This is a genomic window from bacterium (assembly GCA_019637795.1).
Taxonomy (GTDB): domain Bacteria; phylum Desulfobacterota; class Binatia; order HRBIN30; family CADEER01; genus JAHBUY01.
The window spans coordinates 348102-363674 of the sequence record JAHBUY010000002.1; the positions used below are offsets into that span (position 1 = coordinate 348102).

Sequence of the window (15573 nt, forward strand, 5' to 3'; positions counted from 1 at the left end):
GCGCTCTCCCCCGGCGCCGGCTAGCAGTCGCCGACCGATGACAGGAGGATCCCCATGTCGCGTTGGCTGATGCTCGTCCCCTTCACCGCCCTGCTGGCGTTCGGCGCCGTCGAGACCGCGGTCGCCGGCGGCGACTGGAACGACCAGAACATCAAGTGGCGCAGCTACGACGACGGGCTCGCCGAGGCGAAGAAGGCCAAGAAGCCGGTCATGCTCATCTTCTTCACCGAGTGGTGCCCGCACTGCAAGAACTACAGCGGCGTCTTCCATGACCCGAAGGTGGTCGCGAAGTCGAAGGACTTCGTCATGATCCGGCTCGACGCCGACCAGAACAAGGAGCTGAGCGAGAAGTACGCGGTGGACGGCAGCTACATCCCGCGCACCTACTTCCTCTCGTCGACCGGCACGCTGTCCGAGATCCACGCCCCGCGCGAGCAGTTCAAGTATTTCTACGACGAGCGCAACCCCGCCTCCGTCCTCGCCGGGATGGATGCGGCGCAGAAGCAGTTGAAGTAGCGCCGGGCCTCGCGGCGCGGGTTGAACCCCGCCGGCTGCGCGCCATCGCCGGCCAGACCCGCGGTGGCGCGGGCAGGCGGTCGCGCGCGATCCGATTTCCGCCTGGAGGGCGCCGTTCCCGCGGCGCCCTCCAGGGGTCGCGTCACTGGTTGACGTAGATCGGCGACGACCAGGCGCGCTCCTCGTTCATGCTCAGGCAGTCGTCGTCGTAGGGCGTGCGGTAGTCGCCGAAGCAGGGGTGCACCTTCACGCAGTTGCCGGCGGCGTCGTACTCGCAGCGCAGCGCGCCGGCGTTGACCGCCGGCGTCGGCTCCTGGATGGCGCGCACGTAGTAGAGGACGTCGCGCTCGGCGACGCGGTAGTCGGGATCGTCGAACTCGACGGTGCAGCCGGCGGGATCTTTCGGACACTCGAACCGCCGCCACGGATCCTCGATCAGGTTCGCCACCGGCTCGCCCTTGGCGCGCTGCGGGCGGATGCGGACCACCTCGATGCGGGTGATGAGGTTGCGTTCGTCGCTCGGGTTGTAGCACTCGCCGCGGCACAGCCGCTCGAGCCGATCCTTCGCCAGCGCGTCGACGGCATAGTCCGGACAGCCGGGGAGCTGCTTGAACGAGCCGACGGCGCGGACGCGGAAGCGCGGGGTCTGGTGCATGGTGACCTCGGCGCCCATCGGCGCGACGCCCTGCGGCCCGTTCAGCAGATCGAACCACAGCAGCAGGCGCTCGCCGCTGGTGCCGTAGACCTCGCGCCGCTTGAGCGCGTTCCAGATGGCATCGCGATCGCGGCCCTCGCTGTGCACGGCGACCAGACCGCCGGTCATGAAGAACGACGCCTGGCGCTCGAGGTCGACCATCTGGAAGCCCTGGATGCCGCTGACCCCGTTGGGGTCGAAGGGGATCGATTCGTCGCCGGTGCGGGTGTCGGCGGGGAACATGCGGTCGGCCCAGGTCGCGTCCTTCGGCCCCGCCGCCTCGGTGAACGCGCGGCGCGCGAATTCCTTGTACCCGGTGCCCGGCCGCGCGGTGTGGTTGTCGCTCGAGCCGATGTAGCCGAAGCGGAAGCGGCGCGGCGGCGCGTTCGGATCGTCGAAATTGCCGATCGCCGCCATGTACTGCGTCGAGCTGAGCGGGCGCATGTTGAACGCCGGGTTGAAGCAGTCGCGGCAGTAGCCGCAGTCCTTCCAGTCGTCGATCGTGCTCCCCGGGACGGTGTGGCGGCCGGCGACGCCGGCGGCGAGGTAGTTGCGGCGCGCCGCCTGCACGCGCTGCTCGCACTCGTCGGCGGGGGTGTCGCCGCAGCGGCCGCGGATGATCTCGCCCGCCTGCCAGCAGCACGGCAGGTAGTCGGCGGTTGGTTCGGGGCAGATCGCCTCGCCGTCGTCGCCGAAGATCACGTCGCGCCAGTTGCGATACTCCTCCGCATTGCCGTGGCCGGAGTAGACCTCGACCAGCGTCTGCTTGTCGGGATCGTGCATGGCGCCGACGAGCTGCTTGTCCCAGGCGCTGCCGGGCGGCGTGTAGAGGCCCCAGGTGGTGCCGTGCGGGATGACGATCGTGTCGAAGCCCCACTGCGAGAGCTTCTCGTAGAGGACGTCCGGCGTCTGCGCCGACTCGTGGCAGTCGGCGGGGAGCTCGCGGCTGTCGACGCCCTCGGGGCAGAGCGGCGTCTCGCGCAGCTCCTGCTGGTAGGTGGCGACGTCGAAGTACTGCTGGCGGTGGGCGAAGTCGAAGAGCGGCAACTGGATCCGCTGCCACAGCGGCGGCGAGGAGCGCAGCGCGCCGACGAGCTGGGCGCTGAGGGCGCTGATCGGGCGCGTCGGCACCTTGTCCTCGTCGAGGTCCTTGAAGATGACGTTCTTGTGTCCGTAGTGGTCCTTCGCCGTCTGGCCGACCTGCGTCCACTCCCAGCCTAGGAACGCGACGATGTCGGGATTCTTCGGATCGCCGGCGACCGCGTTGCACTGGCGGATCGACTCCTTGGTCTCGCGCCAGTGCTGCGGCGACACGCCCTCGGCGTGGTCGTTGATGCTCCAGAAGTCGAGGTCGCTGCAGTAGCGGGCGAAGTCGCAGGCGTCCGCCGGCGGGTGCGTCCCCTCGCCGTTCAGGAACGGCAGGCTGCGCATGAAGGCGTCGGGCGAGAAGGTGGTGTGGACGTGCAGGTCGCCGAAGAGGATCTGCTTGGCCGGCGGCGCGCCCGGCGCCAGCGCCGCCGCGGCCTTCGCCTGCGTCGCCTGCCGCGCCGCGACGACCGCGGCCGGAATCGCCGGACCCGTGATCTCCCCCGGTCCCTGGTGCTGGCCGCGGCATCCCGCCAGCACGAGCAGCAGCCAGGCCAGTCGCTGGATCTTCATCTCCGTACCCCCACGATGTTGGACTTGCGCCGCGCCGGGCGCGGCCGGTGGACGACGGCCCACCGCTCGCGGTGGGCGCGCCCCACCAGCAGCCTGCGCCTGTGTGGCCGGAGGGGAAAGAAAAATCAAACGACCGGTCGGCCGGTCGTCTCCAGCGGCTCGATCTGGAACTGCGGCGGCTCGCGCTCGATCAGATAGGCGAACTGGCGCGTGAGCTCGTCGCGATCCATTCCGGCGGTGGCCGCGAACCGCTCCAGCTCGGCCGGATCGTCGAAGTCGTCGCGCCGCAGGCGGATCATGTAGCGGCGGGCGATCGCGTAGCGCGCGGAGTGGATGTCGACCAGGCGCACCCGGGTGCGGCCGGTGGTCGGATCGAGCAGGTTGGCGAAGGGGATCGGCACGAAGCTGCCGCCCTGCATCGACACCATCGCCGCGTGGCCGCCGGCGATCAGGAACTTCGCCGCGCAGTAGCCGAGGTCGCGGCAGTACTCCATGTCGTAGGGGATCGGATCGGCGCAGCGCAGCTCGTAACCGATGTCCTTGGCGGCGATCTTGGTCTTGATCGTCGTCGACCGCAGCCGTTCCTGCACGGCGCGCTTGATGATCTCGCCGATGTTGATGTCGGCGATGCGGACGTGCCCGTGCTCGTCGCGCTCGACGCTCTCCAGCTCCGCCAGGTCCTCGGGGCGGATCCCCTCGACGACCCCCTCGGCGACCACCGCCACGCCGTGCTTCTGGCCGAGGCTGCGCCGCTTGATGATGGCGCCGACCAGCGTGTCGACGATCTCCTGCAGCCGGATGCCGTGGCTGCCGAACTCCTCCGGAATCAGCGTCAGCGTCGCCCCCGCCGCCTTGCCGATGCCGAGCGCCAGGTGCCCCGCCTTCCGGCCCATCGAGATGACGATGTACCAGTGCGAGGTGGTGTGGGCGTCGACCATCAGGTTCTTCACGATCTCGGCGCCGACATGGCGGGCGGTCTGGAAGCCGAAGGTGTCGATGCTCGGCGGCAGGTCGAGGTCGTTGTCGATGGTCTTCGGCACGTGCACGACCTTGAGCCGCCCGCGCGACTGCGCCTCCAGCCGCATCGCCGAGAAGGCGGTGTCGTCGCCGCCGATGGTGATGAGCTGCGACACGCCCAGCGTCTGCAGCGTCTGCACCGTGGTCTCGAGCAGCGCCGGATCGGTGGTCGGGTTGGCGCGCGCGATGCCGATGCAGGAGCCGCCGCGGAAGTGGATGCGGCTGACCGAGTCGATGGTGAGCGGCCGCGCGTGGTCGGTGCGGCCGCGCATGAGGTGCTCGAAGCCGTCCTCGATGCCCAGCACCTCGACGCCCTCGAGCACCGAGCGGATGGTCGCCGCGCCGATGACGCTGTTGATGCCCGGCGCCGGGCCACCGCCGACCAGGATCGCCAACCGCTTTCGTTCGCTCATCGCATCCACTCCGGCTCGGGATGCCTGCCCAACGCACCCGGGTTGTGCTCCCTCTCTTCGCGTCGCGCCGCCACGCCGTCAAGCCGCCCCGCGGCGAGCCGCGCCGCGGCAGCGGCGCTCTCCACGGACGCCGCGCGACGCGCGAGCCCGGCTCATTCATGAGCTCGCGTCGCGAGCGCGCCGAGCCGGCGCCAGATCCGGCCCGGCGCAGCGACGACCGACGCAGGCGGACTCGACCGTCCGTCGAGGCGGGCGGAGCGCGCGCGGCCGGCGATGGCTTGCGATCGGCGCGGGCGGTAGCGAATTCATGAATGATCCGGGCTAGAAGGGCGGCGATGATCCTGCAGCGCCTCGTGCCCCATCCCGACACGCCGTCCCCGGCGGTGCGCGAGCTGACCGTCGCGGTCGAGCCCGCCCGGGCCAGCGTCCGCCTCGCCTACACGCTGCGCGGCGACCTCGACGCCCTGGCGATTCCCGCCGCGACCACGCCGCGCCCCGCCGACGAGCTCTGGCGCCACACCTGCTTCGAGGCGTTCGCCGCCCCCGGCGAGGGCGAGCCGTACTACGAATTCAACTTCGCGCCGTCCGGCCAGTGGGCAGTGTACGGATTCGCGGCCTACCGCCAGCGCCGCGACGGCGCCACCCTGGCGCCGTCGACCGCCTGGGAGCGGGACGCGGATCGCCTGCTCCTCAACGCCGTGCTGCCGATGGCGCCGCCGCTCCGCCTCGGCCTCTCCGCCGTCATCGAGACCCGCGCCGGCGCCCACGCCTACTGGGCGCTGCGCCACCCGGGCCCGCGCCCCGACTTCCACCACGCCGGCAGCTTCGCGCTCCACCTGCCCGCGGGCGAGGACCCGCGATGCTGACCGGCCTCGACCGCCTGCTCGCCGAGCCGGCGCTGCGCGCGCCCCTCGCCGGCCGGCGCGTCGCCCTGCTGGCGCATCCGGCGTCGGTCACCGCCGATCTGACGCACGCCCTCGACGCTCTCGCCGCCTGCGGCGACCTGCGCCTCAGCGCCGCGTTCGGACCGCAGCACGGCCTGCGCGGCGACAAGCAGGACAACATGGTCGAGTCGCCGGACTTCACCGATCCGCGCCACGGCATCCCGGTGTTCAGCCTCTACGGCGACGTGCGCCGGCCGACGGCGGCGATGATGGCGACGTTCGACGTGCTGCTGGTCGACCTGCAGGACGTCGGCACCCGCATCTACACCTTCGTCACCACGCTGCGCTACGTGCTCGAGGAGGCCGCGGCGCGCGGCAAGGCGGTCTGGGTGCTCGACCGCCCGAACCCGATCGGCCGCCCGGTCGAGGGTCCGCTGCTGCGCCCGGGCTGGGAGAGCTTCGTCGGCGCCGGTCCGCTGCCGATGCGCCACGGGCTGACCCTCGGCGAGTTGGCGCGCTGGTTCGTCCGCCACCTCGCCCTCGATCTCGACTGCGCCGTGGTCGAGATGCGCGGCTGGGATCCCGCCGCGCCGCCCGGCTGGGGCTGGCCGCTCGGCGAGCGCGCCTGGGTGAACCCGAGCCCGAACGCCGCGACGCTCGGGATGGCCCGCGCCTATCCGGGGACGGTGATGCTCGAGGGCACGACGCTGAGCGAGGGGCGCGGCACCACCCACCCGCTGGAGCTGTTCGGCGCCCCCGACCTCGACCCCGAGGCGCTGCTCGCCCGCATGGCCGCGCTCGCGCCCGCCTGGCTCGCCGGCTGCCGCCTGCGCCCGTGCTGGTTCGACCCCACCTTCCACAAGCACGCCGGCCACCTCTGCGCCGGCGTCCAGATCCACGTCGAGGACGGCGCCTACGCCCACGACGCCTTCCGCCCCTGGCGCCTGGTCGCCCTCGCCTGCAAGGCGCTGCGGGCGCTGCGCCCGGACTACCCGCTGTGGCGCGATTTCGCCTACGAGTACGAGCACGAGCGCCTGGCCATCGACCTGATCAACGGCGGTCCGCTGCTGCGCGAGTGGGTCGACGACCCCGCCGCCACCCCGCAGGACCTCGATGCCCTCGCCGCCGCCGACGAGATCGCCTGGGCGGCGGAACGCGACGACGTCCTGCTGTATCGCTGACGCGCGCCGGCGCTACGCCGCGCGCGGCCAACGACCGTCGCGGCCGCCGACGTAGCGCGCGGCCGGGCGGATCAGCCGGTTGGCCTCCATCTGCTCGAGGATGTGCGCCGTCCAGCCGCCGACGCGGGCGAGCGCGAAGGTCGGCGTGAACAGCTCCGCCGGCAGCCCCACGCCGTGCAGCAGCAGCGCGGTGTAGAACTCGACGTTGGTGTCCAGCCGGCGCCGCGGTTTCAGCTCGCGCAGCACGCGCAGCGTCGCCGCCTCGACGATCCGCGCGTCGGCGATCAACGTCCCGTCGCCGCCGCGCGCGCCGAGCGCCAGCGCCGCGGCCCCGAGCACGTCGGCGCGCGGGTCGCGAACGCGATAGACGCGATGCCCGAATCCCATCATGCGAGCCCCGGCGCCCACCTCGCGGCGAACGTACGCGTCCGTCTCCGCCTCCAACGTGCGGCCGGAACGCGCCGCCGCAGCGCGCAGCGCGAACACCATGTCCAGCGCCGGTCCCGGCGCGCCGCCGTGCAGCGGACCCTTCAGCGCCCCGATCGCCCCGACCACCGCCGAGCACGGGTCGGACTGGGTGCTGGCGATCACCCGGGCGGTGAAGGTGGAGGCGTTCATGCCGTGGTCGACCACCGTGTTGCAGTAGGTCTCCAACGCCCGCACCACCGCCGGATCCGCCTCGCGGCCGTCGAGCAGCCAGAGGAAGTGCGCGACGTGGCCGAGATCGCGCCGCGGCGCCGGCAGCCCGCGCCCGGCCCGCTCGCGCCAGTACGTCGCGATCACGGTCGGCATCGCCGCCACCAGAGTGATGGCGTCGTCGAGCGCCGCCGCCCGATCGCCGCCGCCGCGCGCCCCGAGGCTGAGGCTCGCGACCCCCATGCGCAGCGCGTCCATCGCCGGCACCGCCCGCCGCGCCGCGTCGCGCAGCAGCGCCCGCGTCGCCGCGGGCAGCCCCCGCCGCGCCGCCAACGCCTCGGCCAGCGCCGTCCGCTCCGCCGGGCTCGGCAAGCGCCCGTGCCACAGCAGGGACAGCACCTCCTCGAAGTGGGCGTGCGGCGCCAGCTCCTCGACCGGGTAGCCGCCGATGATCAACCGACCGCGCTCGCCGTCCACCTCGCTCAAGCGCGTCGCCGCCACCACCACGCCCTCCAGTCCCGCTGCGATGTCGTCCATGATCCGCCCTCCCGGCGCCACTGCGGCGCGCCACCGGATGCTCATCAATTGATTCTGTGCTGTCAATCTTGATTGGTAATTACATGATTGACTGCTCAATCAATGTAGTGATACCGGGCGCGCATGCCGACCTATCTCAGCGCGCGCGAGGCCGCGGCGGAGCTCGGCGTCAGCCTGGCGACCCTGTACGCGTACGTGAGCCGCGGGCAGATCCGCTCCGAGCGCGAGGGCGCGGCGCGCCAGCGGCGGTATCTCGCCGAGGACGTCTGGCTGCTGAACGCGCACAAGCGCGGCCGGCGCGATCCGGCGCGGGCGGCGCGGGAGGCGCTGCACTGGGGCATGCCGGTGCTGGAGTCGCGTCTCTCGGTGATCCACGGCGGGCGTCTGTACTACGCCGGCCATGACGCGGTGGAGCTGGCGGCGCGGGCGACCATCGAGCAGGTGGCGGCGCTGCTGTGGTCGGGCGACGTCGACTCGCCGCTGCCGGCGGAGCCGATCGCCAGCGACGCCGTCGAGTGGCGCAGCGCCGCGGCCCTGGCGCGGCGGGTGGCGCCGCTCGACGGCCTGCAGCTCTTCCTGCCGCTGGCGGCGGCGCGCGACCCGCACGCCTTCGACCTGCGGCCGCTGGCGGTGCAGCGCGCCGGCGGCCGCATCCTGCGCGTCCTCGCGGCGGCGGCGGCGGGAACGCGGCCGACGACGGAGCCGGTGGCGCGCCTGCTGCAACGGCGCTGGGCGCCGCGCGATCCCGGCGCGGCGCGCCTGCTCGACGCGGCCCTGGCGCTGTACGCCGACAACGGCCTCAATCCGTCGAGCTTCACCGCCCGCTGCGTCGCCTCGGCCGGGTCGACGCCCTACGCCGTGGTGACCGCCGGCCTGGCGGCGCTGCAGGGCGTCAAGCACGGCGGCGCCTGCGAGCGCGCCGCCGGGCTGCTCGACGAGGTGCGCGACGCGCGCGGCGCGGCGGCGACGCTGGCGGCGCGGCTGCGCCGCGGCGAGGCGGTGCCCGGCTTCGGCCACCCGCAGTATCCCGACGGCGATCCGCGCGCCGCGCACCTGCTGGAACGGCTGGCGGCGCACCGGCCGTCGTCGCCCGAGGTGGCGCGGGCGCGGGCGCTGGTCGACGCCGTCGGCGCGGCGATGAACGAGCGGCCGACCATCGACTTCGCGGTCGTCGCCCTCTGCCGCACCCTCGGGCTGCCGCCCGGCGCGCCGCTGTGGCTGCTCGGCGTGGCGCGGGTCGTCGGCTGGATCGCGCACGGCCTCGAGCAGTACCAGGAGGGCCGCGCCATCCGGCCGCGCGCCCGCTACGCCGGCGCGCTGCCGGCCGCGGAGTGAGTCCGAGCGCGGGCGGCGCCGGAGGGAGCGTGCGATCGATGGGCAAGCGCCTGCTGCTGGTCGTCGCCGGCGCGCTGGCGGCGTCGTGCGGGACCTTCCGCAACTTCTACAACGACACCGACATCCCGGACCTGCCGTATCGGCAGCCGTACGGCGGCGTGCGCATCGACGTCATCCTCGGCGTCGACATGTACGACGACGAGCGCTGCGGTTCCGGCCGCTGGCCGGCCTGCGTCCTGCAGCGCGTGTTCGTCGGCCCCTATCTCCTGACGATCGATCTCGCCGCCTCCGCGCTGACCGACACTCTGACCTTGCCCGCGACGTCGTCCGCTCCGGAGGCACCCCGCGAATCGCCCCGGCCAGCGGATTAGCGAGGCGCCGCCGCTTGGCCGGCCGCGCGCTTCCCCATCGCCGCTCGTCTGTGGTGAGGTGGGGCGCATGAGCGACGCCCTCGACTTCGTGGTCAATCGTTCCGACCTGCGCCAGTGCGCCGTCGAGCCCGGCCGCGTCGCCGGCGATACCGCGCTCGCGACCGGGCAGATCCTGCTGCGCATCGACCGCTTCGCGTTCACCGCCAACAACGTCACCTACGGCGCGGTCGGCGACATGATCGGCTACTGGGACTTCTTCCCGGCGCGCGCGGGCTGGGGTCGGATCCCGGTGTGGGGCTTCGCCGATGTGCTGGCGTCGCGCCACGACGCGGTGGCGAGCGGCGAGCGCCTCTACGGCTACCTGCCGATGTCGACCCACGTCCTGCTGGCGCCCGACCAGGCGACCGCCGCGACGTTCGTCGATGCCGCGCCGCACCGCGCCGCGCTGCCGCCGATCTACAACCAGTACACCCGCTGCGCCGCCGACCCGCTCCACTCCGGCGATCGCGAGCCGTACATCGCCCTCTTCCGCCCCCTGTTCGCGACGGCGTTCCTGCTCGACGACTTCCTCGCCGGCGAGAACGCCTTCGGCGCCCGCCAGGTCGTGCTCAGCAGCGCCTCGTCGAAAACGGCCCTGGGGCTCGCCTGCCTGCTGCGGACGCGCGGCGGCGCGCGGGTGATCGGCCTCACCGCGCCCGCCAACGCCGCCTTCGTGGACGAGACCGGATACTACGACCGCGTCGTCCCCTACGACGCGGTGGAGACGCTGCCGGCGGCGCCGACGGTGTTCGTCGACTTCGCCGGCGACGGCGCGGTGCGGGAGCGCGTCCATCGCCACCTCGGCGACCGCCTCCGCCGCAGCGCCCAGGTCGGGGTCACCCACTGGGAGCGGATCGCCGCGCCGGCCGCGCTCCCCGGTCCGGCGCCGGCCTTCTTCTTCGCGCCGACCCACTTGCAGCGGCGCCTGCAGGAGTGGGGCCCGGCGCCGTTCCAGCGCCGCCTCGACGCGGCCCTGCAGCGTTTCCTGACGGCCAGCGCCTGGCTGCGCATCGTCGAGCACCGCGGCCCGGCCGCCGTCGAGCGCCTCTACCGCGCCATGGTCGACGGCCGCGTCGACCCCGCCGCCGGCCATATCTGCACCCTGTCGCCCTGACGCCCGGGCGCCGCCCGGGGGGCCGGCGCCGCCGCGTTCGGCGCCCGGGGATGCGGTGGAGACGCGCTGCTGGCGCGGCTCAGAGCGGCGCCACCCGCACGCCGTCGGCGACCTGATCGCTCGGGTGGAGCACGACGGCGTCGCCGAGCGCCAGGCCGTCGAGGAGCTCGGTCTGCTGCGCGGTGGCGCGCCCGACCTCGACCCGGCGCAGCGCGGCGCGGCCGTTCGCCACCGCGAACACGTGCCAGGCGTCCTGGCGGCGGAAGAGCGCGCTCGACGGCACCAGCAGCACGTCGTCGGCCTCGGCGACGACGATGCGCGCCTCGATGCGATAGCCGTCGCCGAGCCCGCCGCTGTCGGCCGTGAAATCGCCGATGACGTTCACCCGCTGCTCCTCGACGCCGAGCGCCGACACCTTGGTGAAGCCCGACGGCTCGACCCGGCGCACCTGCGCCGCCAGCGGCGTCGGGCCGCCCCACTCCTCGACCAGCATCGCCGCCCCCGGCCGCACCTTGACCGCGTCGGTCGACAGCAGATCGACGACGATCTCCAGATCGCTCGGATCGCCGATCTCGACCAGCGGCTCGCCGGCGGCGACCACCCGCTCGCTCTTCTGCGGCACGCGCAGGACGCGGCCGGTCACCGGCGCCCGCAGCTCGATGCAGCCCGGCTCGCCGGATTCGCAGGCGGCGACCATCGCCTGGTTGCCGTCCGCGCCCGGCGCCATCAGCGCCGCCTTCGCCGCCTCGAGGTTGAAGGCGGCGGCGCGCTCCGCGAACTGCGATGCCTCGAGCTCCTTGTGGCGCAGCGTTTCGTCGAGCTCGGCCCGCTCCTGTTCCTCCTTGCCGATGGTGCCCGACCTGCCGAGCTGGCGGGCGCGGTTGGCGCTGCGCTGCGCCTGCGCGAACGCCGCCTCGGCGTTCTCCACCTGGGCGCTGGTCTCGCGCAGCGCCGCCTGCGCCGCCTCGAGGCGGGCCAGCGCCTCGGCGCGGGTGCGCGGGTCGAGCGGCACCGGGTGCATGCGCGCCACCACCGTCCCCTGCTGCACCGGGTCGCCGGGCTCGAGCGTCAGGCGCGCCAGGCGGCCGGCGATCGGCGCCGCGACCACGAAGCGATCGCGGACCCGCGTCTCGCCCTCCTCGTCCACGGTCACCACCAGCCGGCCCCGCTCCACGTGCCCGACCTCGACCCGTACCGGCGCCGGCCGGAACACCAGCCACACCAGCACCGCCGCCAGCGCCAGCCCCGCGCCCGCGGCGGCGCGCCGTCTCCATGCCTGCATCCGATCACCAGCTCCAGGGGGAATCGCGCGCGGAGACGCCGAGCGACGGCCCGGGCTCCGACGCCCCAGCGCGCGCCGGGCCGCCGCGTCTCCGCGTGCATCCTTTGGCGGTCATGCTCATTCGCGCGTCTTCAGTACTTCGACCAGGTCGAGGCGGTCGAGGCGACGGCGCACCAGCCAGGCCGAGCCGACGGCGGCGGCGAGCAGCACCAGCAGCGCGAAGGCGTAGGTCTCGAAGCGCACCACCATCGGCATGCGGAACAGCTCCCACTGGTACTGGCGGGCCAGGGCCATGCACATCTGATAGCCGATGAGGTAGCCCAGCGGCACGGCCAGCACGGTCAGCAACGCCTGCTCGCCGAGCAGCAGCACCGCCACCTCGCGACGGGTGAAGCCGAGGACGCGCAGGCTGGCGAGCTCGCGGCCGCGCTCCGAGAGCGCGATGCGCGCCGCGTTGTAGACGATGGCCACCGCAACGACGCAGGCGAAGCCGACCAGGATGGTGACGAAGATGCCCATGCTGCGCGCCACCGTGTCCTCGAAGCTGCGCAGCGCCACCTCGCGGATCGAGACGCCGGCGACCGATGGCATGCGCTTGAGCTCGCCGTAGAGGCGCGCCGACTGGTCGGGATCGATGGTCAGGAAGGCGCCCGAGAGGCCGCCCTCCTCGCGCAGCAGGCGGTGCAGCGCGCCGCGGTCCATGTAGGCGTTGAAGCCGATCAGCTCGTCGACGGTGCCGGCGACCCGCAGCAGGCGCCGCGGCCGGCTGCCCTCGAGCACCTCGACGGTCAGCAGGTCGCCGGTGCGGACGCCGAGCACCTCGGCGAGCATGCTGGTGAGCAGCACGCCGTCGGCCGGCACCGCCACCGGGCGCAGGTGGTCGTCGATCAGGCGGTGCAGCTCGCTCCCGGCATCGAGGCCGGTGAGCCCGACGCGCCGCGAGCGGTGCGCGAAGCGCAGCTCCGCGGCGACGGCGCGGAAGGGCTCGGCGCGGCGGACGCCCGGCAGATGCGCGAGCGCGAAGCGCGCCCGCTCGGGAAGCGCCTCCTGGAATCCGAGCGTAGCGTCGTCGCGCTGCACCAGCCGGAACTGCACCTCGGCGAGATACTCGATGGCGTCGACGAAGTAGCGGCCGACGATCAGGATGGCGACGGCGAACGCCATGCCGACGATCGCCGCCATGGCGCGCGCCGGCCGGCGCAGGACGTTGCGCAGGATCATCCGCGCCGGCGCCGGCAGCAGCCGGCGCAGGCCGGCGCGCTCGAGCGGCCCGGCGTGGAACTCGGGCGGCGACTCGGGGCGCATCGCCTCGGCGGGCGGCAGGGCCAGGGCGCGCCGCGTCGCCGCCCAGGCGCCGAGCAGCGCCGCCCCGCCGGCGATCAGGATCGCCGGGCCGATGACGCTCGGGCCGGCCTCGAAGCGCAGCACCGGGAAGCGGTAGAAGTCGACGTACATCCGGTTGACCAGCATGCCGAGCCAGATGCCGAGCCCGCTGCCGACCAGGCTGCCGCCGGCGACGGCGACCAGCGCGAAGCCGAGGTAGTGCGCCGCCACCGCCCAGTGCGCGTAGCCGAACGCCTTCAGCACCGCGATCTGGTCGCGCTGCGTCGCGACCAGGCGCGACAGCACGATGTTGAGCAGGAACGCCGCGACGCCGAGGAAGATCGCCGGCAGGACGGTGCCGAAGACCTGGTTCTGGGCGATCTCGTCGGAGAGGAAGCGGTGCGAGATCCACGTGTCGCGGCCGCCGGCGCGCAGGCCGCCGTAGCGTTCCAGGGCGCGGTCGAGCTCGGCGATCACCGCCGCCTCGCTGGCGCCCGGCGCCAGGGCGACGACGACGTCGTTGAAGGCGCCGTCCATGTCGAACGCCGGCCCCATCGCGTCGCGGCTCATCCACAGCACGCCGAAGCGGCGGTTGTCGGGGAAGATGTCGCTGCCGCGGATCTCGTAGACGTACTCCGGCGACAGCGCGATGCCGACGATGCGCAGGCGCTGCCAGCGGCCGTTGAGGATCGCCCCGAGGGTGTCGCCGACCGCGAGCCGGTTGGCGCTGGCGAACGCCTCGCTGACGATCACCTCGTCGCGGCGGCCGGGCTCGACCCAGCGCCCGCGCCGCAGGTGCAGGTCGTTGAGGATCGGCACCCGGCGCTCGGGGATCGACTGCAGGCGGCCGGTCGCCGGCTCCGCGAGGCCGGGCACGTCGAGCGTCACGTCGAAGACGATGCGCGTCTGCAGCGCGGCGACGCCGGGGATGCGCGCCAGGCGCGCCGCCAGCGCGTTCGGCGCCCGCTTCAGGTGCACGAACACGTCGGCGAAGCGGTACGCGGCGTAGTAGGCGTCGCGCGACATCTGCAACGACTGGTAGGCGGCGCGGGTGGAGACGAACACCGCCACGCCGCAGGCCACCACCAGCGCGATGGCGACCATCTGGCCGCGCAGGTGCCAGAGGTCGCGCGCCAGCTTGCGGTTCAGGGCGCGCATGCGGCTCGCGCCGGCGCGCCGGTCACCACGTCAGGTCCTCGGGGCGGGCGCGCCGCGCGTTGACCTGCGTCTCGACGATGCGGCCGCTGCGCAGACGGATGACGCGATCGCCCATCGCGGCGATGGCGGCGTTGTGCGTGATCACCGCGGTGGTGGTGCCGACCTCGCGGTTCACCCGCTCGAGCACCAGCAGCACCAGCTTGCCGGTCTCGTAGTCGAGCGCGCCCGTCGGCTCGTCGCACAGCAGCACCTCCGGGCGCTTGGCGATGGCGCGCGCGATCGCCACCCGCTGCTGCTCGCCGCCCGAGAGCTGGGCGGGGAAATAGTCCAGGCGTTCGCCCAGGCCGACCAGCGCCAGCGCCTCCTCGGGGCGCATCGGCGCCGGCGCGATCTCGGTCACCAGGGCGACGTTCTCGCGCGCCGTCAGGCTGGGGATCAGGTTGTAGAACTGGAACACGAACCCGACGTGCTGGCGGCGATAGCGCGTCAGGTGCTCCTCGTCGTCGACCGTGAGATCGTGATCGAGGAAACGAACCGAGCCGCTCGACGGCACGTCGAGCCCGCCGAGGATGTTGAGCAGCGTCGACTTGCCGCTGCCGGACGGACCGAGGAGCACGACCAGCTCGCCGCGGTAGAGGTCGAGGTCGACGTCGCGCAGCGCGTACACGTCGACGTCGCCCATGCGGTAGACCTTCGACAGGTTCCGCGCCTCGAAGACGACCTCCGCCACGGGTGCTGAGTAGTGGAAGCGCCCCCGGCCCGCAAAGCATGGCCCGGGGCGCCGTGGCCGCCGAGCGCCCGCCGCCGTTGCGTCGCGGCGACGGATGACGTTGTGATCGCCCGGCATCGCGCGCCGGCGCGAACGGACAAAGGGGGAACGATGGAGATCCAGCAGCCGGGGGGCCACCTCGACCAGATGATGCGGCAGACGCGCGGCAACCTCATCCAATTGAGCAGCATGGCGGACATGAAATCGAGCATGCTGCTGACCCTGTCGTCGGTGGTGTTGACGCTCGCCGGCCGCTACGTCGCCGACCCGGTGTTCGGCACCGCGGTGCTGGTGCTCGGCGCCTGCTGCCTGCTCACCATCGGGCTCGCGACCTACGCCGCGATGCCGAAGGTGCCGGTGATCGCCAGCGGCGGCGCCGATCTCGCCGACAGCCGCTTCAACCTGTTCTTCTTCGGCGACTTCGTGCGCATGGACTACGGCGCCTTCCACGACGCCATGGAAGCGGTGATGAACGACCCCAGCCGCACCTACGAGATGCAGGTGCGCGAGGTCTACACGCTCGGCCGCTTCCTCGCCGAGCGCAAGTACCGCTACCTGCGCCTCGCCTACCTCGCCTTCATCGCCGGCCTGGTCGCCAGCACCGCGCTGGTGGTGGTGGCGCGCTTCGGCTGAGCCGCGCCCCCC

At 73.2% G+C, this 15573-nt stretch carries 13 protein-coding genes; 7 read left to right on the forward strand and 6 right to left on the reverse strand.

Annotation, left to right across the window (positions count from 1 at the left end):
* Positions 1–54 precede the first annotated feature (54 nt).
* The gene (locus KF840_06820) at positions 55–516 is read left to right on the forward strand and encodes a thioredoxin family protein (protein ID MBX3024605.1); all 462 of its coding nucleotides are present in this window, start codon (positions 55–57) and stop codon (positions 514–516) included.
* A gap of 142 nt (positions 517–658) precedes the next feature.
* Here KF840_06820 and KF840_06825 read toward each other — a convergent pair whose 3' ends face one another.
* Entirely contained in the window at positions 659–2869 is a 2211-nt protein-coding gene (locus tag KF840_06825; GenBank protein MBX3024606.1) for a DUF3604 domain-containing protein, read from the reverse strand.
* A gap of 125 nt (positions 2870–2994) precedes the next feature.
* Complete coding sequence (locus tag KF840_06830; protein MBX3024607.1) at positions 2995–4299, reverse strand: 6-phosphofructokinase; 1305 nt, start codon at positions 4297–4299, stop codon at positions 2995–2997.
* A gap of 335 nt (positions 4300–4634) precedes the next feature.
* Between KF840_06830 and KF840_06835 the strand changes: the two genes are divergently transcribed.
* Both KF840_06835 and KF840_06840 read left to right on the forward strand, forming a co-directional pair.
* A complete protein-coding gene (locus KF840_06835; GenBank protein ID MBX3024608.1) occupies positions 4635–5165 on the forward strand; it encodes a DOMON-like domain-containing protein in 531 nt (176 codons plus the stop codon).
* Positions 5159–6364 carry a DUF1343 domain-containing protein gene (locus KF840_06840; protein ID MBX3024609.1) on the forward strand — a complete coding sequence of 402 codons (1206 nt, stop codon included), beginning with the start codon at positions 5159–5161 and terminating at the stop codon, positions 6362–6364. Before KF840_06835 ends, KF840_06840 begins: the two co-directional genes overlap by 7 nt.
* A 12-nt stretch (positions 6365–6376) precedes the next feature.
* Here KF840_06840 and KF840_06845 read toward each other — a convergent pair whose 3' ends face one another.
* Complete coding sequence (locus tag KF840_06845; protein ID MBX3024610.1) at positions 6377–7537, reverse strand: citrate synthase/methylcitrate synthase; 1161 nt, start codon at positions 7535–7537, stop codon at positions 6377–6379.
* Positions 7538–7660: 123 nt separating this feature from the next.
* Between KF840_06845 and KF840_06850 the strand changes: the two genes are divergently transcribed.
* The 3 genes from KF840_06850 to KF840_06860 all read left to right on the forward strand — a co-directional run bounded on the left by KF840_06850 (position 7661) and on the right by KF840_06860 (position 10396).
* Positions 7661–8872, forward strand: a complete 1212-nt coding sequence (locus KF840_06850) for a citrate synthase family protein (GenBank protein MBX3024611.1) — start codon at positions 7661–7663, stop codon at positions 8870–8872.
* Positions 8873–8910: 38 nt separating this feature from the next.
* Positions 8911–9243 (forward strand): hypothetical protein, encoded by a 333-nt coding sequence (locus tag KF840_06855; GenBank protein ID MBX3024612.1) that lies wholly within the window; start codon positions 8911–8913, stop codon positions 9241–9243.
* Positions 9244–9310: 67 nt separating this feature from the next.
* Positions 9311–10396 (forward strand): DUF2855 family protein, encoded by a 1086-nt coding sequence (locus KF840_06860; protein ID MBX3024613.1) that lies wholly within the window; start codon positions 9311–9313, stop codon positions 10394–10396.
* A gap of 79 nt (positions 10397–10475) precedes the next feature.
* Here the strand turns inward: KF840_06860 and KF840_06865 are convergent, their stop codons facing one another.
* The 3 genes from KF840_06865 to KF840_06875 all read right to left on the reverse strand — a co-directional run bounded on the left by KF840_06865 (position 10476) and on the right by KF840_06875 (position 15006).
* Entirely contained in the window at positions 10476–11678 is a 1203-nt protein-coding gene (locus KF840_06865; protein ID MBX3024614.1) for an HlyD family efflux transporter periplasmic adaptor subunit, read from the reverse strand.
* A 117-nt stretch (positions 11679–11795) separates the two neighbouring features.
* Positions 11796–14159, reverse strand: coding sequence for an ABC transporter permease (locus KF840_06870; protein ID MBX3024615.1), 2364 nt, complete (start codon positions 14157–14159; stop codon positions 11796–11798).
* 22 nt (positions 14160–14181) lie between these two features.
* On the reverse strand, positions 14182–15006 hold the full coding sequence (locus tag KF840_06875) for an ABC transporter ATP-binding protein (GenBank protein MBX3024616.1): 825 nt from the start codon (positions 15004–15006) through the stop codon (positions 14182–14184).
* Positions 15007–15039: 33 nt separating this feature from the next.
* On the opposite strand from KF840_06875, the gene KF840_06880 reads away from it, so the two are divergent.
* Complete coding sequence (locus KF840_06880) at positions 15040–15561, forward strand: hypothetical protein (GenBank protein MBX3024617.1); 522 nt, start codon at positions 15040–15042, stop codon at positions 15559–15561.
* Positions 15562–15573 lie beyond the last annotated feature (12 nt).